The sequence below is a fragment of the Bifidobacterium apousia genome, assembly GCF_007559275.1.
Lineage (GTDB): Bacteria > Actinomycetota > Actinomycetes > Actinomycetales > Bifidobacteriaceae > Bombiscardovia > Bombiscardovia apousia.
The window spans coordinates 552,481-572,852 of sequence record NZ_VMHK01000002.1 but is presented as its reverse complement, the minus strand read 5'-3'; the positions used below and the strand labels follow the sequence as shown (position 1 = coordinate 572,852).

Genomic DNA, 20,372 nt, shown 5'->3' with positions numbered 1-20,372 from the left:
CGCTCAGGCCGTTCTGCTCTTGGGATCCAATGCATCCTTGACCGCGTCGCCCATCATGATGAAGGCCAGCACAGTGATGGCCAGGGCTGCGGAGGGATAGAAGAGGACCGAGGGGTTGGTGGTCAGGAGGTTCTGGGCCGTCGAGATGTCGCCGCCCCAGGAGACCACGGTGGAGGGCAGGCCGATGCCCAGGAAGCTCAGCGTGGCTTCAGAGACGATGTAGGTGCCCAGCGACATGGTGGCCATGACGATGACCGGGGCCAGGGAGTTGGGCATGATGTGCCGGAAGAGGTTGCGCAGGGGCGTGGAGCCCAGGGCCGTGGAAGCGGTGTTGAACTCCAGGTTCTTGGCCTCCAGGACGGCGCTGCGGGTGATGCGGGCCATGTTGACCCAGCCGAAGAGGGTCAGGGTCAGGATGATCTTCCACAGGGAGGTGGAGGTGCGGAACATCTGCAGGAGCACGATGGCGCCCAGGATCATGGGGATGGCGAAGAAGATGTCGGTGATGCGGCTGAGCACGGCGTCAACCCAGCCCCCGAAGAATCCGGCGATGGCGCCGATGAGGCCGCCGAAGACAGTGACCAGGATGGTGGTCATGATGCCGATGGCCACCGAGGTCCTTGCCCCGTGGATGACGCGGCTGTAGACGTCGCAGCCCTGCAGATCGAAGCCGAAGGGGTGCCCGGGCCGGCCGGGCTCCAGGGAGTCGGACAGGCTGCAGGCCATGGGATCCTGCCTGGCGAAGAGGTTGGGGAAGAGGGCCACCAGGATGACCACGATCGCCAGGATTGCGGAGATGATGAAGAGCGGGTTGCGCCTCAGGGTCTTCCAGGCGTCGGCCCACATGCTGGTGGGCGGCACGTCCTCATCCACCGAGTCCACCTCGCGCAGGGGCGTCTCGTCGATGGGGGCCACGAACCGCTCCTGGCCCGGCAGGGGGTCGGGGAAGTAGACGCGGGCCTGGCTTTCGTTCTGTTCGCTTGACTCGTTCATTGCCGTTTCACTCATAGTCGGTCCCTCTCCCTCACGCATACCGGATCCGCGGATCGAGCACTGCGTAGAGCAGGTCGACCAGGAGGCTGGTGATGACGAAGATCAGGACCAGAATGGTCACGATGGAGACCACCAGGGTGCCTTCGCCCCTCAGGATGGCCTGGTAAAGGGTGTTGCCCACGCCCTGGATGTTGAAGATGCGCTCGGTGATCATGGCCCCGCCCATGAGTCCGCCGATGTCGGCGCCCAGGTAGGTGACCACGGGGATCAGGGAGTTGCGCAGCACATGCCGCACGATGACGGACCGGTTGCTCATGCCCTTGGCCCGGGCCGTGCGCACGTAGTCCTCGGAGATGTTGGAGGTGATCTCCGTCCTGGTCAGACGGATGATGGAAGCCATGGACACCGACCCCAGCACCACGGCCGGCATGAGCAGGTCAATAAAGCCCGGATTGGCCCCGGCTGTGGCTGGCAGCAGATGCCATTTGACGCCGAACAGGTACTGCAGGATGAAGCCGGTGACGAAGGTAGGCACCGAAATCAGCAGCAGGGAGAGGACCAGGATGATATTGTCCGACCACTTGCCCTTGGTCAGGCCGCCGATGATGCCGAAGATCACGCCGAAGACGCCCTCGAAGACGAAGGCCATCAGGGCCAGCTTGATGGTCACCGGGAAGGCCCTGCCGATCACGCTGATCACGGGCTGGCCGGCGAAGGTGTTGCCGAAGTTCAGGGTCAGCGCGTTCTTCAGGAAGAGCACGTACTGCACGATGAAGGGCTTGTCGAGATTGTATTCCGAACGTATCTGTGCGGCAACGGCCTGATTGACCGGCTTGTCCCCGAACATGGCGGCCACGGGGTCGCCGGGAAGCGCGAAGACCAGCGCGTATATCAGCAGTGTCGTGCCGAGAACGACGGGGATCATCTGCAGAATACGTCGCAGAAGATATTTTCCCATCGGCTATTCTCCTTTGTCATCCGCGACCGGGATCGGCATGGGGATCGGGGCCGCCGCAAAAATTCTTGTTTGAGTCTACCAGCACACCTCAACAGGGGTGCAAAGACACCAAGGCCGGCGCGGAGTGGATCCTTCCGTGCCGGCCCGGGCGATGTCAGCTGTCAGGTGCGGGATTCAGGCTCCCGTCACCTCACTTGCTGATGTTGTAGTAAGCAGGGACGCCCTTCCAGGTGAAGGAGAATCCTTGGATGTTCTTGGCGGCCACGCCGTTGGAGTTCTGGTAGTAGAGCGGGACTGCGGGCAGATCGCGGAAGAGCAGCTCCTCGGACTGCTGGTAGATCTTGTTGGCCTCGTCGATGCTCTTGGCGGAGGCTGCCTTGTCCATCAGGCCGTCGAACTCGGGGTTCTTGTAGTCGCCGTCGTTGGACCCGTTGCCGTTGGCTGCCGAGCTGGCGAAGTTGCTGGACAGGTAGCTCTCGGGCGAGGGGTAGTCAGGCTGCCAACCGGAGCGGAAGGCCGAGTCGGTGAACTTGCGGTTCTGCACGTTGGAGCGGAACTCGCTGAAAGTGGGCAGAGGGTTGCCCGAAGCCTGGATGCCCAGGGCGTTCTTGATGGAGTTGGTGACGGCGTCATAGATCTCCTTGTGGGCGCCATCGGCGTTGTAGGCGATCTTGAAGCTGTCGCCCTCGCCCCAGGGGGAGATCTTGTTGGCCTCGGCCCAGAGCTCCTTGGCCTTGGACGGGTTGTACTTGAGCACGTCGGATCCCTTGATGCTGGTTGAGTAGCCGGGGATGACGGGGGCGGTGAAGTCGTGGACCTCCTTGGCGGTTCCGGACAGCACCTTCTTGATGATGGTCGGCCGGTCGATGGCCATGGAGATGGCCTGGCGACGGAGCTTGCCCTCCTGATCCTGGCCGAAGTGCTTCATGTAGGTGGGGATGGTGAACATCTGGATGACCGAACCCGGATCGTTGATGGCCTGGACCGTGTTATCGGTCTGGAAGGTCTTGCGAGCCGAGGCGGGCAAGGTGTCCAGCACGTCCAGGTTGCCGGCCTGCACGTCGCGGTAGGCTGCGGTGGCATCGGTGTAGGAGCGGAACTCGACGCCGCCGTTCTTGACCTTGATGCCGCCCTTGTAGGAAGGATCCTTGACCAGCTTGATGGCCTTGTTGTGCTCCCAGGACTGGAACTTGTAGGGTCCCACGGTCACCGGCTTCTCGCCGAAGGCCTTGGTGTCCTTGTAGAAGGACTCGGGCAGGGGCGCAAAGGCGGTGTAGCCCACCTGGATGGGGAAGGTGGAGGAAGGCGAGGTCAGATCAACGGTGAAGGTCTTGTTGTCGATGACCTTGAGGCCGGAGAGCTGTGCATCGCCAGGGGTGCCCTCCTTCTGCAGGTCGTCATACCCCTTGATGTTGGCGAAGAAGCTGGAGCCCAGCTGCTTGTTGGCGATGTCGGCCGCCCAGGACCAGGCCTTGGTGAAGGACTGTGCGGTGACCGGGGTTCCGTCCGAGAACTTCCAGCCGTCGTTGATGGTCACGGTGTACTGGGTGTTGTCCTCGTTGGCCTTGATCTGCTTGGCGATCTCGTTGACCGGCTTGCCCTTGTCGTCAAAGCGGACCAGCTTGGAGAACATGACGTCGATGGGGTTGCCACCCCCCACCTCGTTGGTCATGCTGGGGATGAGCGGATTGGCCGGCTCAGGGTTGAAGACCGAGATGACGGCGTTCGAGCTGCCGCCGTTGCTCCCCTGGGCAGAGGAGCCGGATCCGCCGGATCCGCCGCAGGCGCCCAGGGTGAGCGCCATGACGCACAGTCCGGCGCCCGCAATGGTCAGGGCCGATTGCTTCTTCATATATCTTGCTCTTTCCTTTGGTTGGTTTCCCGAACCGCCAGTCATCGACGGCGGTTTATGCCGTTTCCGGCACGATCATTACTGGTCCTTGGACAGCTCCGAGAAGATCGGATAGCCATCCCAGCCCAGACGCATCCCATGAACCTTCTTGGCGGACGCGCCGATGTTGTTTCCATAATAGAGCGGAACCGCCGGCATGTCCTGCAGAAGGATCTCCTCAGCCTGCTGGAAGAGCCTGTTGGCTTCATCGGTGTCCTTGGCCTTGGCAGCCTGCTTCAGCAGGGCGTCGAACTTGGGGTTCTTGTAGTCGCCATCGTTGGATCCGTTGCCGTCGGCCGCCGAGCTGGCGAAGTTGCTCATCAAATAGCTCTCAGGCGATGGGTAGTCGGGTGACCAGGAGGATCTGAAGGCCGCATCCGCGTAGAGGCGCTTTTTGATGTTGCCGCGGAACTCGCTGAAGGTGGGCACAGGAGTGGCCTCGGCCTTGATGCCCAGCGTGTTCTTGATGGAGTTGGCCATGCCGTCGTAGAAGTCCTTGGCGCCGCCATCCGAACTGTACAGCATGCGGAAGCTCCTGTCGGCTGGCCACTTGCTGATGGCATCGGCCTTGGCCCAGTACTCCTTGGCCTTCCTGGCGTTGTACTTGAGGTTGTCCGAGCCCTTGAGATCCTTGGCATAGCCTGGGATGGTCGGCGCGGTGAAGTCGGTGGGCTGCACGCCCAGACCGCCCAGGACCTTGTCGATCAGCATCTTCCGGTCAATGGCCATGGAGATGGCCAGGCGGCGCAGGCGGCCCTCCTGGTCCTGGCCGAAATGCTCCATGGTGGCGGGAATGGTGAACATCTGCAGGCTGGAGCCAGGCTTGTTATAACTCTGCACCATGCTGTCGGTCATGAACGTCTTGACAGCGGAGGTGGGAATCCTGTCGATCACATCCAGGTTGCCCGCCTGCACATCGGAATAGGCAGAATTCAAGTCAGTGTAGACCTTGTAGTCGATGCCGCCGTTCTGAACCTTGACCTCCCCGCCGTAGTCGTTGTTCTTGCGAAGCCTGATCATGGCGTTGTGCTGCCAGGACTCAAACGTGTAAGGACCCGAGCTGACCGGATTCTCCCCGTAGGCCTTGGGATCCTTGTAGAAGGACTCAGGCAGGGGCGCAAAAGAGGTATAGCCCACCTGAATGGGGAAGGTGGACGAGGGCGAAATGAGGTCTACGGTGAAGGTCTCGTCATCGATGACCTTCAATCCGGAGAACTGGGCATCCGCAGGCACGCCCTGCTTCTGCAGGTCGTCAAAGCCCTTGATGTCAGAGAAAAAGCTGGCGTTCAACTGGCCGTTGGACACATTGGCGCTCCAGGACCAGGCCCTGGTGAAGGACTTGGCGGTGATGGGGGTGCCATCCGAGAACTTGCGCCCGTCAACCAAGGTGACCTTGTACTGGGACATGTCGTCGTTGCCCTTGATCTCCGCGGCCAGATCGTTGTGGGCCTTGCCCTGGTCGTCGAAGCGGATCAGCTTGGAGCTGATGGCATCCACGACCTGCCCGCCGCAGCTTTCCGCAGTGCTGCTGGGAATGAGCGGGTTGGCCGGCTCGCACCCACGGACCGACACCACGGCGTTGTTGCTGGGCTGGCTGCTGGACGACTGCTCGGCACCCTCGGTATTGGTGCTGCTGCCTCCACTGCCGCAGCCGCCGGCCAAGAGCGCCAAGGCACAGATGGCGGCTGACGCCACCGTGAGCTGTGAACTCTTCTTCATTCCTGCTGCTCCCTTTAGCTGGTTGCCAACATTGCGCCTATGATCCCGAAAGTCTTTGACTGATGTTCAAGCTAGAATACGCCATATTCTGATACCAGGATGTTTCCCGAGACAAGTCGTATCTCATTTACCGGATCTCAGGCCCGGGGAAAAGCCTGCCTGTACCGGGCCCGCAGCTGCTCGATGGAGACGTGGGTGTAGCGCTGGGTGGTCCGCAGGGAGGAATGGCCCAGCATCTCCTGAACCTCGCGCAGGTCGGCTCCCCCATCCAGCATGTGCGTGGCGGCCGAGTGCCGCAGGGCATGGGGGGCGATGTCGGGCACCCCGGCCTGACCGGCCGCCTGATGGACCACCTTGCGGACCTGCCGTTGGCCAACCCTGCCGCCAAGCTGACCCAGGAAGAGGGCCTGACCTGCCTTGCGGGCCGATCTGGCCCTTGAGCCCGCCAGGACCGGCCGCCCCTCCCCCAGCCAGCGATCCAGAGCACGATCGGCGGGCAGGCCATAGGGCAGGACCCGCTCCTTGGAACCCTTGCCCAGAACCTTTACGGTGCGGCTGTGCCGGTTCACGTCATCCAGATCCAGCCCGCAGAGTTCGGCCACACGCATGCCCGTGGCGTACAGCAGCTCCAGCATGGCCGCATCCCGGACCTGCAGGGCCGCCTGGACTTTCTGGTCCTCCCGGGGCTCGACCGGATCCTGGTCGACCGTATCCATCAGGGTGCGGGCCTGGTCGTGCGTCAGGATCCGTGGAAGGTGCTCGGACTGCTTGGGGCTGCTCAGGGCCAGGGTGGGGTCGGTCTTGATCCGGCCGTGCCGGCTCAGCCAGCCGAAGAAGGACCTCAGTGCGGCCGTCTTCCGGGCCATGGTCGAGCGGGCGTGGGTGGCGGATTCGTGAGCCAACCAGGACCTGATGGCGGCCAGGTCGATCTGCGCGGGGTCGTCGAAGCCGTGCAGATGCATCAGGTGCAGAAAGCCTGACAGGTCGGCCCGGTAGGAACGCACGGTGTTGGGACTCTTGCCTGCCACCCGGGAAAGATAGTCGGTGAAGTCCTGCAGATCCTGATCCACCGATGGCGCTCCCTTCGCTTGACTGTGAGTATGTGCAATACAGTTTAGGCGCTTTCACCCTCGTCGCAGCCGCAGGCGATACTGGCCCAGGAGGTGGATGGCCATGCGTTTGCCAGCAGCCATACCGGCCGGAGCGCGGCTGGTGGTCAGGATTGCCTTGGGACCGGATCCGGAGGACGGAAGGCCCAAGTTCCGCGACTACGTGGGCCATGTGGTCGACTGGAACGGACGGCGGCTGATCCTGGACAGGGACCCGGCGGCCAATGGGTCGCGTCCCGGGGAACGGGTGACCCTGCAAGCAGAAGACATGGTGGCCCTGAAGCCGGTCCCGGAACGCCGTTCGCCCCGTCCAGACCCACCTGATCTCAGTCGATGACCGGCGGGTGCAGCACCCGGGCACGGCTGGTGGTCAGGAAGGCCGAGACCTGCTCGCCGCGCAGGGCTGAATCCAGCAGCTCCTGCCGCCAGTTGCCCTCCTGCGGATCCAATTCAAGGTCGGTGGTGGGCATCGGCTCCTGGCCGGCCAGGGCAGCCTTGTAGCGCCGGAAGGGATCGGCTTGGAGGAAGAAGTCCCGGCGCTTTTCATCGGACGCCGGCTCCTGGTCCCGCAAGAGAGAGGCCATGCCCTGCAGATTCTCGGCCAGGGCATCCAGAAGGTCGGCCACCTGGTCGGCGTTCTCCTCCACCATGGCCCGGGTCCGTTCCGGATCGGTCAGGGCCACCCGGGTCATGTCCCGCCAGGATCCGGCCGCCAGGGCCGAGGCCACTCGGCGGTCAGGCGACCTGGTCAGCATGTTGGCCAGGGCGGTGGCCACCACATGGGGCATGTGCGAGATCAGTGCCGCAGCCCGGTCATGGGTGGCATCGTCCAGGGCGATCAGCCGGTTGCCCAGACCCTGGGTGACCATGTCGGCCACGGTCAGGAATCGGCTGTAATCCGTTTGTTCATCGACGCAGAGAGCCCAGAGGGCATCATCCAAGAGGGCCGGGTCCGAGTCCTCGTAACCTGAGCCCTCGCTGCCCGCCATGGGATGGGCGCCCACATACCGATCAGCCAGACCGGCCTGCTCGACCTGACGGCGGACCGGCCCCTTGACACTGCCCACGTCGGTCAGGGTGGTGCCCCGGGTCAACACCGGAGCCAGGGCCTTGAGCACCTCGGGCATGGCCCGCAAGGGGGTGGCCAGCACCAGCACGTCTGCCTTGCCCTTGGCCAGCTCTTCCAGGGTGTCCACACAGTGAATCCCCTGGCTGCGGGCCTGCTCATAGGGACGGTCATTGTGGTTCCATGCGATCACGAACCGGCCCCGGGCGGCCAGGCGGCGGGCCAGCGATCCGCCGATCAGACCCAGCCCTGCCACGGCGATCTTGTGGGCCGAGGTCAGCACCGGCGAGGCGGCCATGCCTGCCATGGGGTGCATGTGCTCGGGACCTGACAGGTCCATGTGTGGAAAGGGTGCGGATTCATCTACCATAACAACTCCTTGCTGATCGTCTCGGTATCGGGGTCCTCACCCCGGAAGGCCCCCGCCCTGGGCAGCATCCATTCACGGATGGGGGGCGCCGGATGCGGGGTGCGCGGATGGACCGCCAGGGTCTTGAGCCAGTCCCCCCTGTCCAGCAGGTCGGCCAGCACCTGATGCAGACCCTGCTGCCAGGGTGCGGCGTCGATGCTGGCCACGAAGCTGTAGGTCCCGTCGTGCCCCTTGATGGGCCGGGACATGAATGAGGTCATGTTCAGGCCCGCATCGCGCAGACGGTCCAGCAGGTTGGCCAGCACGCCCGGCCCGGTATTCAGGGGAATGAAGGTGACGATGGACTCGAAATCCCCGCCCGGCGCCAGGCGGCGTGCCAGCCGGGCGGCCCGATCTCGGGGAGCCAGCAGAAGAAAGTCGGTACGGGCCCCCTGATAGTCCTGCACCTCGCGCCGGTAGGTCTCCAGTCCGTAAAGGCTCCCGCATATGCGCGGCCCCAGAGCCACCTGGTCGGGGCCCAGATCACGGCAGGCCGCGGCGTTGGAGTTGGTCGGCACCGGATTGAGGCCGGTCTCTGTGATGAAGCCCTTGCACTGGGCCAGTCCATGGGGATGGGCGCCGACCTGGCGCAGGGGGCCATGGTCGGCCCGGACGAAGGCGTCAAAGACGATGGGCAGACGGACCATGCCGAAGCCCGCTACCGATTGAGCATCGATCAGGGCATCCATGTTGGGCACCACATGGCCCTCCACGTTGTTTTCCCAGGCCAGCACTCCCCAGCCTCGGCCCTCCTCCACGGCGGCCACGATGGCCGCCGCATCCGTGCAGGGCTTAAGTTCCGCCTGGCAGCCCAGCCTTGTTGCCATGAGGCTGGCGGCCTCAAGGGCGGCCTGGTGGGTGAAGGTCCCCTCGGGACCCAGGAAGTGCAGGGGAATTCGGTCGGGTTCAGTCGCCGGTGATTCTGACGAGTCCTGGCTCATGCGGATCGCCCCTGACGACGCAGGGGGCCATCGGCAAACCAGGAGGCCGGCAGGCAGATGGCCAGGGTCTGGATCAGGACCAGCCCGCCCATCCAGAGGAAGACCGCATACTTGGCAAAGAATGTAGGGAAATTGGCATAGGGCATGAGCACGTCGCCGCCCGACCCCCTCATGGAGAGCAGCCAGACCGTGACCGTCGAGGCCACCAGATGCAGGGCCAGCCCCATGGTGCCGCTGTCGCAACGGACCCACCAGGCAGCCAGGGCCACCAGCAGATAGGCCAGGACCATCCCCCAGGGCAGACCCTGAGCGGCCCCGGAGCGCTGGACCAGGGTCCCCAGCACCCCCACCGCCAGGCCGATGGGCAGGCCCAGCAGGCAACGGAAGGCGCTGGCCTTGCCAGACTCCCCCGTCGAGCGGGAGGGGGCTTGGTCCTTGGATTTGGAAACCTGAGACTTCATGGGTTCCAGACTAGTCCGACCCGGTCACCGTGGGGCGGCCGGGTCGGACTGGTCTGATTGCGAGAACAGGATTACTTCTTGTTGGCCCTGCGCTGGCGGGCGTTCCACTTGTACCAGGCATCCCTGTCCAGGATGATCTTGCGCACGCGGATGGACTCGGGGGTCACCTCCACGCACTCGTCATCGTTGGCGAAGTCCAGGGACTCCTCCAGGCTCATGTCGATGGGCGGGGTCAGGGTCTCCAGGACGTCGGCGGTGGAGGAACGCATGTTGGTCATGTGCTTCTCCAGGGTGATGTTGATGTCCAGGTCGCCGGGCTTGTTGTTGATGCCCACGATCTGCCCCTCGTAGACGGGCGACTGGGGCTTGACGAAGAACTCGCCCCGGGCCTGGAGCTTCTGCATGGCATAGGGGCTGGCCTTGCCGGAGCGGTCGGAGACCATGGATCCGTTCTGCCGGGTCTTGATGTCGCCCGCCCAGGGGGCGTAGCCGGCGGAGATTGAAGCGGAGATGCCGGTGCCGCGGGTGGCGGTCAGCAGGGCGGTGCGGAAGCCCAGCAGGCCACGGGAGGGCACGGTGAACTGCATCCTGACCCAGCCGGAGCCGTGGTTGGTCATGGTCTCCATGCGGCCCTTGCGGTCGGCCATGAGCTGGGTGACCGCGCCCATGTACTCCTCGGGCACGTCGATGGTGTCGGACTCCATGGGCTCCTGAAGCTTGCCGTCCACGGTCTTGGTGACCACCTGGGGGCGGCCCACGGTCAGCTCGTAGCCCTCGCGGCGCATCTGCTCGGCCAGGATGGCCAGGGCCAGCTCGCCACGGCCCTGAACCTCCCAGGCGTCAGGCCGGTCGGTGGGCAGCACCTTGATGGAGACATTGCCGATCAGCTCGCGGTCCAGACGGTCCTTGAGCATGCGGGCGGTCAGCTTGTGGTCCTTGCCCTCGGTGCCGGCCAGGGGCGAATCGTTGGTGCCGAAGGTCATGGAGACGGCCGGGTCGTCCACGTGGATCAGCGGCAGGGGGCGGGGGTCGTCCTGGTCGACGATGGTCTCGCCGATCATGATGTCCTCCACGCCGGCCACAGCAACGATGTCGCCGGGGCCGGCCTCCTCCACAGGGAAGCGCTGCAGACCCTTGGTGCGCAGGATCTCGGTCAGTTTGAAGTTCTCGATGGATCCGTCCACGCGCGACAGGCCGTACTGGCGGCCCTTGGTCAGGGTGCCGTTGTAGATGCGCACCAGGCCCAGACGGCCCAGGTAGTCGGAGGCGTCGATGTTGGTCACATGGGCCTGCAGTGGGGCGCCCTCCTCATACTCCGGGGCGGGGATGTTGGTCAGGATGGCCTCGAAGAGGGGCTCCAGATCGTCGTTGTCAGGCACGGCGCCGTCAGCGGGCTGGTTGACGGAGGCCTTGCCGGCCTTGGCTGCGCAGTAGATGACCGGCAGGTCCAGGAGGGAATCCAGATCCAGGTCCACTCCCTCCTCGCTCACGTCCTGGGCCAGGCCCAGGAGCAGATCGGTGGACTCGGAGACCACCTCGGAGATGCGGGCATCGGGACGGTCGGTCTTGTTGATGACCAGGATGACGGGCAGCTTGGCCTCCAGGGCCTTGCGCAGGACGAAGCGGGTCTGGGGCAGGGGCCCCTCGGAGGCGTCCACCAGCAGGACCACGCCGTCGACCATGGAGATGCCGCGCTCCACCTCGCCGCCGAAGTCGGCGTGGCCGGGGGTGTCCACCACGTTGATGGTGATGCCGTCGGGCTCGCCCAGCTTGGCTGCCAGCGGGCCTGTGTACTTGACGGCGGTGTTCTTGGCCAGGATGGTGATGCCCTTCTCCTTCTCCAGGTCGTTGGAGTCCATGACCCGGTCGGGCACCTCCTCCCGCTCGGAGAAGACGTGCGACTGCTGCAGCATGGCGTTGACCAGGGTGGTCTTGCCGTGGTCAACGTGTGCCACAATCGCCACATTTCGTATATCGCCGCGTACCGCCATCAAAACCTCATTCTCGTGAATGCTATCCCGGAATTGGACAAACAGAGACAAGTGTAACCGCCTTGTGTGACAGGCGTTCACTCCTCCTCGCCCTGGGGCGAACCTTGGACTGGGTCCGGAGACTGAACCTGGTCGGACAGCTCCTGGCGGGCCTGGGCCAGAGCCGAGTCCTCGTCGGGCAGGAAGGGGGCCAGGGAGGGCAGATCCTCCAAGGATTGCAGGCCCATCCGCTCAAGGAAGAGGTCGGTGGTGACCAGCAGCGCGGCGTGGGTCTGCTCGTCCAGGCCCTCCTCGCGGACCAGGCCGCGCACCAGCAGGGCCCGGATGACCCCGTCCGAATTGACCCCGCGGATCTGCCCCACCTGGGCACGGGTCATGGGCTGGCGGTAGGCCACGATGGCCAGGGCCTCCAAAGCCGCCTGGGAGAGGCGTGCTGTCTGGCCGTCCTTGACGAAGGCCGCCACCACGGGCTGGTAGGCGGTCCGGCTGGTCAGCTGCCAGCCCCGAGCGGTCCGACGCAGTTCGAACCCTCGGTCGCTATAGGACTCAGCCAGCGATTCCAGGGCGGCATTGACCGGGCCCGGATCCACGGCCAGCACCCGGGAGAAGTCCTCTGCGGTCAGCGGCCGGTCCGTGGCCACTAAAATGGCCTCCAGACAGGCGGCCAGTCCGCCGGGAAAGTCCTGTACGTCGAAGTCCACATATTCGGGACGGGTGTCGGGAGCCGAGGATTGGCTCATGCGAAATCCCCCTCACTGATCAAGGCCGTTTCCGGCTCCTGGGTCGGCCCTACCCAGCGCAGGTAGAGCGGCTGGTATGGGCCATCCTGACGGTACTGGATCAGCTCCTGCCTAAAGAAAATCAGCACGGCCAGGAATCGGGCCACCACCTGCGCCCGGCCCTGGGACGAGGCGACCAGATCGGCGAAGGCCACCGGCTGCCCGGGCTGTGCCAGCAGGGCCTGGCGAACCAGGTCGGCCTCCTTGTTCAGGTCGACCAGGGGCACGTGCAGCTGATCCAGCCGGACCTGGGAGGCCGGAGCGTTGACCAGGGCGTTGGCACAGAGCAGGGCCAGATCCTCCGGCTTCAGGGTCCAGACCAGATCAGGCAGCAGATGGGCCAGCTGGGGCTCCAGATGGCCGGGATGCGGGTAGCGGCCAGAGTTGGCGGCCAGCCTGGCTCGAAAGTCCTGCCCCGCCTGCTTGAAGGCCCGGTACTGCAGGAGCCTGGCGAAGAGCAGATCACGCTCCCGGAGGGCATCCATGGAGGCCTGGTCGCGCATGGACTCGTCCTCCACAGGCAGGAGGGCAGCGCTCTTGGCCTCCACCAGAACCGAGGCCACATCCAGGAAGGCGCTGGCCTGGTCCAGTCCCTGGCTGAAGTCCAGGGTGCGCACGTAGTCCAGAAACTCCCCGGTGATGGAGGCCAGCGAGACCTCCGTCAGCGAGAGCTTGCGGTTGGCCAGCATGCCCAGCAGCAGGTCGAAGGGCCCCTGGTAGACATCCAGGTCGACGGCGAAGCCGTCCGATGATCCGCTCACGCCACGATGCCGCGGGCGATCAGCTCCCGGGCGACCTCCCGATACTCCTTGGCGGTCTTGTGCTCGGGGGCGAACATGGTGATGGGCTCGCCGGCCACCGTGGCATCGGGCAGCTTGATGGACCGGCTGATGATGGAGTGGAGGACCTTGCCCTTGAAGGCCTCGTAGATGCGCTGAAGCACCTCGTCCGAATGCAGGGTCTTGGTGTACATGGTGACCAGCACCCCGTAAATCTGCAGGTCGGGGTTGATGCGGCTGCGGACCTTCTCGATGGATTGCATGAGCAGGGCCACGCCGCGCAGGGCGAAGAACTCGGCCGCCACGGGAATGATGACCCCGTCCGCAGCAGTCAGCGCGTTGACGGTCAGCAGGCCGAGCGAAGGCTGGCAGTCGATGATGATGGCGTCATACTCCTGCCGCAGGGGCCGGATGGTGGCCGCCAGGGCCTGTTCCCTGCCGACCTCGGTGACCAGCTGAATCTCGGCGGCCGACAGATCGATGTTGGCCGGGATGATGTCCAGGCCGTCGAAACGGGTGTGCCGGACCACCTCGTGAACATCCAGGGAGGTGTCGAACATGGCGGTGTAAATGGTGTTGTCCACGCTGTTGGCGTTGATGCCCAGGCCCACGGTGGCTGCGCCCTGGGGGTCGAAGTCCACGATCAGCACCCGGCGCCCATACTGGCACAGGGCCCCGGCGATGTTGATGGATGAGGTGGTCTTGCCTACGCCGCCCTTCTGGTTGCACATGGCGAGAACACGGGCCGGGCCGTGCTGTTTCAAAGGCTCCGGGGCAGCGAACGTCTCATACTCGCGCCCTAACAAATCCGTAGGCATGCTTCTACCCTATCAAGTTTCCGGCCGCATTCGCGGGTTGGCGGGTCAGCGGGCGCGGGGATGGGCCGTTTGGTAGGTCTCCATCAGGGCCTGGGGGCTGACGTGTGTGTAGATCTGCGTCGTGGTCACCGAGGCGTGGCCCAGCAGCTCCTGGACCGAACGCACATCGGCGCCTCCCTCCAGCAGATGAGTGGCGAAGGAGTGCCGCAGGGTGTGGGGGTGCAGGGGTCTGTTCAGCCCTGCCCGGCGGCCGGCATCCCTGACCACCTGCCAGACCGTCTGCCTGGTCAGCCGCTTGCCCCGCTTGTTCAGGAAGACGGCACGCAGCTCCCTGCCCTTGGTGGCCCGATCGCACAGGCTGGACCGCCCCAGATTCAGGTAGGCCTGCATGGCCTGGCAGGCGTAGGAGCCCATAGGCACCAGACGCTGCTTGTCGCCCTTGCCGGTCAGACGGACCACCCGCTCGTTAAGGTTCATGTCTTCCAGATCGGTGCCGACGGCCTCCGAGACCCGGCAGCCGGTGGCGTACATGAACTCCAGCAAGGCCTTGTCCCGCAAAACCACCGGATCCTTGGACCCGCCCATGGCGGCCACATCCAGCAGCCGGGTCACCTGGTCCACGTCCAGCACATCCGGCAGGGCCGAGGTGCCCTTGGGAGCCTTGACGGCACGAGAGACATCCTGGTCGGTCACCCCCTGCTTGAGGGCGAACCGGTGCCACTCATGGACGGCGGCCATCCTCCGCGAGCGGCTGGCTGGACTCTCGTCGGCCAGATGGGCCAGAAAGCCCTCCACATCGGCGGTCTGAATCTGCTCCAGGCTGGTGATGCCGCGGCCGGACAGCCAGCGGATGTACATGTTCAGATCGGACTTGTAGGCCTTGACCGTGGCAGGGGCCAGACCCCGCTCCAGACCGGTGTAAGCCAGGAACTGATCCAGCAATGCAGTCAGCCCCTCCTGATGATCACCGTCCACTACCGCATAACCTCCGGTTCTCTTCATCAGTGCTGGTCTTTAGGCCATATTCTAGCGCTCAGCTCCCCTGTTCCCGTGCTTCCAACGCGCCTGGGATCGAGATGGCCGATATCAAGATGGCCGATCAAGAGACCTCCCGGATCAGCCCCTGGATCCCCTCTTGCTGGAGAATCCGTCGGTAGGGGCCGGCCTCCCTGCCGATGATCCGGTCGATGGCGTGCATGCCCAGCAATTCAACCGGCGCATTGTCATCGGTCAATACCCTCCCCTTGGCATCCCCAACCGCGCTCAGTCGGGAGCTGACCTGCTCCATCATCTGGGACAGATCCGGATCAGGGCTGACCCTGGCGGCCGCCTCCGCCAACAGGTCGGAACCCGGGTAGTCCCCCATCGCCGCCTTCTTGCCCTGGGTATCCCCTCCTGATCCCGAGCAATTCCCGGAAGAGGGGCGGCGCGCAAAGAGCTCGCGGTTGGTGGTCTGGGGCACGTCGGCTATCAGGATGGCATCGGATCCGAAGACCCTGGTGATGGTATTGGTCAGGGCCGCATTGATGGAACCCTGACCGTCGTCGATCATGTTCATGTTGACCACCATGACCCCGCCCGGATTCAGGTGGTTCCTGACCAGAGTGAAGAACTCGGTGGAACTCATCTGGAAGGGTATGGTGATGTCCTGATAGGCATCGACCATGATCAGGTCGTAGCGCTGGCCACTGGCCGCCAGCCAGGCCCGGCCGTCGTAGGTGGAAACCGGGATATCGGCTGGCTGATCAAAATACTTGATGGCCAGGTTGCTGATGGCCTGGTCGATCTCCACCCCCTGGACGGCCATCCTGGGATAGTACCGCCTCAGTTGCCGGGCATAGGTCCCGGTCCCCATGCCCAGGATCAGGGCCGAGCGGGCCTGATCAGCCATGAGCGGCGCCGCCAGGGCCGTGTCGTAGTACATGCCGGTCATCCCGGGGTGCTTCATGGTCACCGACTGAACCCCGAAGAGGACGTTGGTGGAGAGGATGGTCCTGTCCGCCAGGGTTTTGACCTGCAGGTAGTTGTAGATGGACTCGCCCTCGTAGGCCAGGCCCTTCTCCCAGAAGGCGAACCCCGTCATCGGCGACAGGGCGGCCGAGACCACAAAGGCCACCGTGGCGATCAAGCAGGCCAGGCGGTGGGCATGGGAGGAAAGGAAGTAGATCAAGGCCACCAGGAGCAGTATCCCGGAGAATATCAGAAAGGTGACGAAGGTCCCCACGGCCGGGATGGTCACAAAGGTGGGCAGGAAGGTGCCCAGGATGGACCCCACAGTGTTGCAGGCGCTGAGCCGGCCGACCACCGAAGCGTTGTCATCCAGGGAGTCGGTGGCGCTCTTGACCAGGCCGGGGGTGATGGTGCCCAGGAGGAAGAGGGGCGGAACAAAGATGATCAGGCAGGAGATGAAGGCCGCCAGGACCAGGAAGTTGGTGGAGACAGCCACGATCAGCAGCCCCGAGATCAGGATGATCAGATACTTGCCGACCAGGGGGATCAGGGCAATCCAGACGGCCGCGGCCATAATGCACAGGTAGAGCCTGTCCGGGTCAGGATTCCGGTCGGCCCAACGGCCGCCGACGACGGCCCCTAGGGCCAGGGCGATCATGATGGTCCCGATGATGATGGTCCATACGATCTGAGAGGACGAGAAGTACGGAGCCAGCAGGCGGGAGGCCCCCAGTTCGGCGGCCATGACGGCCATCCCCGAGAAGAACTCCGTCACATAGAGAAAGATCCGCGACCGCAGAATAGGGCGCGACCGATTGATCCCCGCTGGTTTTGATCCACCGCTGCCCCGCGGTGGACTGGCTTGACTTGCCAATTCTGCCGATACAGCCGACGCGTCTGCGCTGTGATCATCGTTCATGGCGGCTCCCGGCATCATCGTCGTCAATCAACTTACCGTCCCCATGAGGAATGGTCAAATATGCAAAGAACCCCGCGAAAGGCGAGGTTCTTGAAATGCGGTGTTCGGGTCCGCTGATCAGGCAGCGACCGGAGCGTTCACATCGGCAGGCAGGGCCTTCTTGGCCTCAGCCACGATGGCGTTGAAGGTGTCGATGTCATTGACGACCAGGTCGGCCAGGGCGCGGCGGTCCAGCTCGATGCCGGCCAGGCGCAGCCCTTGGATGAAGCGGTTGTAGGTGATTCCCTGGGCGCGGCATCCGGCATTGATGCGCTGGATCCACAGCTTGCGGAAGTCGCCCTTGCGGGCCTTGCGGTCCCGGAAGTTGTATGTGTATGAATGGAGCAGCTGCTCCTTGGCCTTGCGGTAGAGACGGGAGCGCTGGCCACGGTAGCCTGACGCCCGCTCCAGGACGACCCGACGCTTCTTATGCGCGTTGACTGCCCGCTTGACTCGTGCCATAGATATTCCTCAGCTTTCTAAAATCTCACTCGACGCGACAGCACCCGCTCAGCGGGCCAGCATCCTCTTCATGTTCTTGGACTGGGTCGGAGCGAGCACCTCGTCAGTGGACAGGTGACGACGCTTCTTGGCCGACTTGTGCTCCAGATTGTGGCGCATACCGGTCCCGGCGTGCATGAGCTTGCCCGAACCCGTGGTCCGGACGCGCTTGGATGCGGCGGAGTTACTTTTCATCTTCGGCATTGCTGCCCTCCTTGGATTTCATCTGCTTGGGAGAAGTATTGTTGTCGGCCTTGGCAGCCAGATGGGCCGCCTGACGGGCCTTGCGCTCGGCACGGGCCTGGCCGCCCCGCCGACGCTGCTCGGACTGGGTGTGGACCTTCTTGCCCTTGGGCGACAGGGTCATGATGATGTTGCGCCCCTCCTGCTTGGGGGCGAACTCGATGGAGCCCAGATCCGCGACGTCGTCAGCCAGCTTGCGCAGGAGCTCCACGCCGCCGATGGGCCGGGACTGCTCGCGCCCACGCAGCATGATGGTGACCTTGACCTTGTCTCCGGCGGACAGGAAGCGGCGCACGTGCCCCTCCTTGACCTCGAAGTCGTGGTCGTCGATCTTCAATCTGAAGCGGATCTCCTTGATCTCCGACATGCTCTGGTTGCGGCGCGCCTCACGAGCCTTGATCTTCTCGTTGTATTTGAACTTGCCGTAATCAATGAGCTTGGCGACCGGAGGCTTGGCCTTGGGCGCAACCTCGACCAGGTCAAGGTTGGCCTCCTTGGCCAGGTTGAGGGCGACGGAGGTCGCAATGATTCCCACCTGTTCGCCGTTGGGCCCGATCAGGCGTACCTGAGACACTCGTATATCGTCGTTAATCCTTGGTTCGTCGCTAATGATGACTCCTTCTCAAATACCACAACATCCACTGCCAGGCGAAGAACCCATAGGTTTCGAACATGACCGTCGCCGCTGTATCGCAACGAAACCGCCAATACCTGCACCATATGTAATGACGGCCAACCGTCATCGGCGCAGGTCGAACCCGAAGCCATGGAAGGCTCCCAGGTGGGATCATCCGCTTTCTTGATTTCTCAAGCCGTGTAGCAGTATAGCACAGCCCTCGGGACAGACTCTTAGGCCGGAAGGTCCAGCAGCTCCGGCTTGGTTCCGTCGTGGATGAAGTAGACGTCATACCAGGTCAGGAAGGAGTAGACGGTCCAGATCTTGCGTCGGGCGTCGTTGCGCTTGGCGTAGTTGTCGTCCAGCATGCGCAGCAGGGCCTGCTGGTCAAAGAACTCGGAGACCCATTCCTGCTCGAACATGCTGCGGACCAGCCGGTAGTAACGCTCCTGATGCAGCCAGTCCCGGATGGGCACGGGGAAGCCCAGCTTCTCCCTGGCGGACCACTCCCGGGGAATATGGCGGTCGGCAGCCTTGCGGAAGGCGAACTTGGTGTTCTGATCAGTGATCAGGTATTTGGTAGGCACCTTCTCGGCCACATCCATCAGCTTGCGGTCCAGCAGCGGCACCCGCAGCTCCAGGGAGTGGGCCATGGTCATCTTGTCGGCCTTGAGCAGGATGTCCCCGGGCATCCACTGATGCATGTCCAGGTACTGCTTCTTCTTGAGCTCGGACAGGCTGCGCCCCTTGAGCCGGGCATAGATTCGTCCCGTGATCTCAGAGACACGGGGAGCCTTGCGGTAGGCCGGCTTGAGCAGCCTGCCGGCCTCGTCCTCGTCAAAGACCTTGGCCTGGCCGATGAAGCTCTCCTCGGCGGGGGCCAGGTTGGCGTAGAGGTGCCAGGCCCCGTGGAAGTGCTTGCCCTTGGCCCAGCGTCCGATGGCATACCGGGCCTTGCGGGGCAGTCGGCCCAGGAGACGGGTGACATCCTTGATGATGCGCGAGCGCGTATGCACGCCGTAGTCTACGTAGCCTGCGAAGAGCTCGTCGGCGCCCTCCCCGCTCAGGACCACGCGCAGGTCTCTGCTGGCCAGCTCGGAAAGGAAGAAGAGCGGCACGCAGGAGGGGTTGGAGTCCGGCTCGTCCATGTACCACTGAATCTGCGGGAAGTAGCTGAAGGCCTGGTCGCCGTCCAGGGACTCGGTGGTGTTGTTGAGCTTGAGTATGGAGGCCAGCTCGCCAGCCTGGTCGGACTCGTTGTAGGTCCCCTTGCCGAAGCCGATCGAATAGGTGTGCCGGGGGCGTGCCAGGGCTGCGACATAGCTGGAGTCCACCCCGGAGGAGAGGAAGGAACCCACCTCCACATCGGCCACCTGGTGGGCCTTGACCGAATCCTGGACGGTCTGGTCGATGGAGTCGACCAGATCCTTCAGATCCTGCTTGCTCTCGCCAAAGGCCGGGTCATAATACTGGTGGATGTCCATCTTCCCGTCCCGGAAGGTGAACCAATGGCCCTCGGGAAGCTTGAATACGCCCTTGAAGAAGGTCTCGGGGAGCGCCGGGTACTGGAAGGTCATGTAGGGACGCAGGGCCTGGGTGTTGAGCTCCTTGTGGAAGTCCGGATGCTGCAGGAGGCTCTTGATCTCCGAGGCGTACATGAAGGTGCCGCCCATCCGGGCGTAATAGAAGGGCTTGATGCCGAAGTGGTCCCGGGCCCCGAAGAGTTCGCCGCGGCCGCGGTCCCAGATGACGAAGGCGAACATGCCGCGCAGGCGGTTGACCACCTGGTGGCCCCACTGCTCGTAGCCGTGCAGGATGACCTCGGTGTCGGACTCGGTGGAGAAGGTGTGGCCCAGGTCGATCAGCTGGCGGCGCAGTTCACGGTAGTTGTAGATCTCCCCGTTCATGGTGATGGCCATGGAGGAGTCCTCGTTGAAGATGGGCTGGTCGCCGCCCTGCAGGTCGATGATGCTCAGGCGCCGAAAGCCCAGGGCCACCCGCTCATCGACGAAATGCCCCTCGTTGTCGGGGCCTCGGTGGGCAATGATGTCCGTCATCCGCTTGAGCACGGCCGTTTTTTCCTCGGCAGAGGTGTCGTTGACGAACCCAGCAATTCCGCACATTGGCATGACTCCTTATCGATCCACCAGCAGTCCACAATAGCCCAAAAGGGCAACAGGAAACAGAGGG

The 20,372-nt window shown here is 63.9% G+C and carries 19 protein-coding genes; 1 reads left to right on the top strand and 18 read right to left on the bottom strand.

The window, feature by feature from the left end:
* Positions 1-3 precede the first annotated feature (3 nt).
* The 5 genes from FPK30_RS04960 to FPK30_RS04940 form a co-directional block, all read right to left on the bottom strand.
* A complete protein-coding gene (locus FPK30_RS04960) occupies positions 4-993 on the bottom strand; it encodes an ABC transporter permease (RefSeq protein WP_034524826.1) in 990 nt (329 codons plus the stop codon).
* Between the two features lie 31 nt (positions 994-1,024).
* A complete protein-coding gene (locus FPK30_RS04955) occupies positions 1,025-1,951 on the bottom strand; it encodes an ABC transporter permease (RefSeq protein WP_121914526.1) in 927 nt (308 codons plus the stop codon).
* Positions 1,952-2,141: 190 nt separating this feature from the next.
* A complete protein-coding gene (locus tag FPK30_RS04950) occupies positions 2,142-3,803 on the bottom strand; it encodes a peptide ABC transporter substrate-binding protein (RefSeq protein WP_144085533.1) in 1,662 nt (553 codons plus the stop codon).
* 78 nt (positions 3,804-3,881) lie between these two features.
* Positions 3,882-5,561 (bottom strand): peptide ABC transporter substrate-binding protein, encoded by a 1,680-nt coding sequence (locus FPK30_RS04945; RefSeq protein ID WP_144085532.1) that lies wholly within the window; start codon positions 5,559-5,561, stop codon positions 3,882-3,884.
* A 137-nt stretch (positions 5,562-5,698) separates the two neighbouring features.
* Positions 5,699-6,631 (bottom strand): tyrosine recombinase XerC, encoded by a 933-nt coding sequence (locus tag FPK30_RS04940; RefSeq protein ID WP_144085531.1) that lies wholly within the window; start codon positions 6,629-6,631, stop codon positions 5,699-5,701.
* 103 nt (positions 6,632-6,734) lie between these two features.
* Between FPK30_RS04940 and FPK30_RS04935 the strand changes: the two genes are divergently transcribed.
* A complete protein-coding gene (locus FPK30_RS04935; RefSeq protein WP_144085577.1) occupies positions 6,735-7,007 on the top strand; it encodes a DUF6725 family protein in 273 nt (90 codons plus the stop codon).
* Here FPK30_RS04935 and FPK30_RS04930 read toward each other — a convergent pair.
* From FPK30_RS04930 to asnB, 13 genes are all read right to left on the bottom strand, one after another.
* Entirely contained in the window at positions 6,997-8,034 is a 1,038-nt protein-coding gene (locus FPK30_RS04930; RefSeq protein WP_186279402.1) for a prephenate dehydrogenase, read from the bottom strand. The genes FPK30_RS04935 and FPK30_RS04930 overlap by 11 nt on opposite strands.
* A 65-nt stretch (positions 8,035-8,099) precedes the next feature.
* Positions 8,100-9,086, bottom strand: coding sequence for a prephenate dehydratase domain-containing protein (locus tag FPK30_RS04925; RefSeq protein WP_144085529.1), 987 nt, complete (start codon positions 9,084-9,086; stop codon positions 8,100-8,102).
* Positions 9,083-9,547, bottom strand: a complete 465-nt coding sequence (locus tag FPK30_RS04920; RefSeq protein ID WP_144085528.1) for an alcohol dehydrogenase — start codon at positions 9,545-9,547, stop codon at positions 9,083-9,085. Before FPK30_RS04920 ends, FPK30_RS04925 begins: the two co-directional genes overlap by 4 nt.
* A 71-nt stretch (positions 9,548-9,618) precedes the next feature.
* Positions 9,619-11,538: a translational GTPase TypA gene (gene typA, locus FPK30_RS04915; RefSeq protein WP_024627158.1), complete on the bottom strand. Its 1,920-nt coding sequence runs from the start codon at positions 11,536-11,538 to the stop codon at positions 9,619-9,621.
* A 77-nt stretch (positions 11,539-11,615) separates the two neighbouring features.
* A complete protein-coding gene (gene scpB / locus FPK30_RS04910; protein WP_144085527.1) occupies positions 11,616-12,278 on the bottom strand; it encodes an SMC-Scp complex subunit ScpB in 663 nt (220 codons plus the stop codon).
* Positions 12,275-13,078, bottom strand: a complete 804-nt coding sequence (locus tag FPK30_RS04905) for a segregation and condensation protein A (RefSeq protein ID WP_144085526.1) — start codon at positions 13,076-13,078, stop codon at positions 12,275-12,277. The genes scpB and FPK30_RS04905 overlap by 4 nt, the downstream gene beginning before the upstream one ends.
* Entirely contained in the window at positions 13,075-13,914 is an 840-nt protein-coding gene (locus FPK30_RS04900; RefSeq protein ID WP_101432174.1) for a ParA family protein, read from the bottom strand. The genes FPK30_RS04905 and FPK30_RS04900 overlap by 4 nt, the downstream gene beginning before the upstream one ends.
* Positions 13,915-13,959: 45 nt before the next feature.
* Positions 13,960-14,916 carry a site-specific tyrosine recombinase XerD gene (gene xerD, locus FPK30_RS04895; protein WP_144085525.1) on the bottom strand — a complete coding sequence of 319 codons (957 nt, stop codon included), beginning with the start codon at positions 14,914-14,916 and terminating at the stop codon, positions 13,960-13,962.
* Between the two features lie 97 nt (positions 14,917-15,013).
* Positions 15,014-16,639, bottom strand: a complete 1,626-nt coding sequence (locus FPK30_RS04890) for a spermidine synthase (protein ID WP_260804439.1) — start codon at positions 16,637-16,639, stop codon at positions 15,014-15,016.
* 261 nt (positions 16,640-16,900) lie between these two features.
* Positions 16,901-17,284 carry a 50S ribosomal protein L20 gene (rplT, locus tag FPK30_RS04885; RefSeq protein ID WP_015021618.1) on the bottom strand — a complete coding sequence of 128 codons (384 nt, stop codon included), beginning with the start codon at positions 17,282-17,284 and terminating at the stop codon, positions 16,901-16,903.
* 48 nt (positions 17,285-17,332) lie between these two features.
* Positions 17,333-17,527 carry a 50S ribosomal protein L35 gene (rpmI, locus tag FPK30_RS04880; RefSeq protein ID WP_015021617.1) on the bottom strand — a complete coding sequence of 65 codons (195 nt, stop codon included), beginning with the start codon at positions 17,525-17,527 and terminating at the stop codon, positions 17,333-17,335.
* Complete coding sequence (infC, locus tag FPK30_RS04875) at positions 17,508-18,179, bottom strand: translation initiation factor IF-3 (RefSeq protein ID WP_029676114.1); 672 nt, start codon at positions 18,177-18,179, stop codon at positions 17,508-17,510. Before infC ends, rpmI begins: the two co-directional genes overlap by 20 nt.
* Positions 18,180-18,415: 236 nt before the next feature.
* Positions 18,416-20,305 (bottom strand): asparagine synthase (glutamine-hydrolyzing), encoded by a 1,890-nt coding sequence (gene asnB, locus FPK30_RS04870; protein WP_144085524.1) that lies wholly within the window; start codon positions 20,303-20,305, stop codon positions 18,416-18,418.
* Between the last annotated feature and the right edge of the window lie 67 nt (positions 20,306-20,372).

Coding starts and splice junctions, on each gene's coding strand:
- FPK30_RS04960 (WP_034524826.1), bottom strand. CDS start 993: ATGAACGAGTCAAGCGAACAGAACGAAAGCCAGGCCCGCGTCTACTTC.
- FPK30_RS04955 (WP_121914526.1), bottom strand. CDS start 1,951: ATGGGAAAATATCTTCTGCGACGTATTCTGCAGATGATCCCCGTCGTT.
- FPK30_RS04950 (WP_144085533.1), bottom strand. CDS start 3,803: ATGAAGAAGCAATCGGCCCTGACCATTGCGGGCGCCGGACTGTGCGTC.
- FPK30_RS04945 (WP_144085532.1), bottom strand. CDS start 5,561: ATGAAGAAGAGTTCACAGCTCACGGTGGCGTCAGCCGCCATCTGTGCC.
- FPK30_RS04935 (WP_144085577.1), top strand. CDS start 6,735: ATGCGTTTGCCAGCAGCCATACCGGCCGGAGCGCGGCTGGTGGTCAGG.
- FPK30_RS04930 (WP_186279402.1), bottom strand. CDS start 8,034: ATGGCCGCCTCGCCGGTGCTGACCTCGGCCCACAAGATCGCCGTGGCA.
- FPK30_RS04925 (WP_144085529.1), bottom strand. CDS start 9,086: ATGAGCCAGGACTCGTCAGAATCACCGGCGACTGAACCCGACCGAATT.
- FPK30_RS04920 (WP_144085528.1), bottom strand. CDS start 9,547: ATGAAGTCTCAGGTTTCCAAATCCAAGGACCAAGCCCCCTCCCGCTCG.
- typA (WP_024627158.1), bottom strand. CDS start 11,538: ATGGCGGTACGCGGCGATATACGAAATGTGGCGATTGTGGCACACGTT.
- scpB (WP_144085527.1), bottom strand. CDS start 12,278: ATGAGCCAATCCTCGGCTCCCGACACCCGTCCCGAATATGTGGACTTC.
- FPK30_RS04900 (WP_101432174.1), bottom strand. CDS start 13,914: ATGCCTACGGATTTGTTAGGGCGCGAGTATGAGACGTTCGCTGCCCCG.
- xerD (WP_144085525.1), bottom strand. CDS start 14,916: ATGAAGAGAACCGGAGGTTATGCGGTAGTGGACGGTGATCATCAGGAG.
- rplT (WP_015021618.1), bottom strand. CDS start 17,284: ATGGCACGAGTCAAGCGGGCAGTCAACGCGCATAAGAAGCGTCGGGTC.
- rpmI (WP_015021617.1), bottom strand. CDS start 17,527: ATGCCGAAGATGAAAAGTAACTCCGCCGCATCCAAGCGCGTCCGGACC.
- asnB (WP_144085524.1), bottom strand. CDS start 20,305: ATGTGCGGAATTGCTGGGTTCGTCAACGACACCTCTGCCGAGGAAAAA.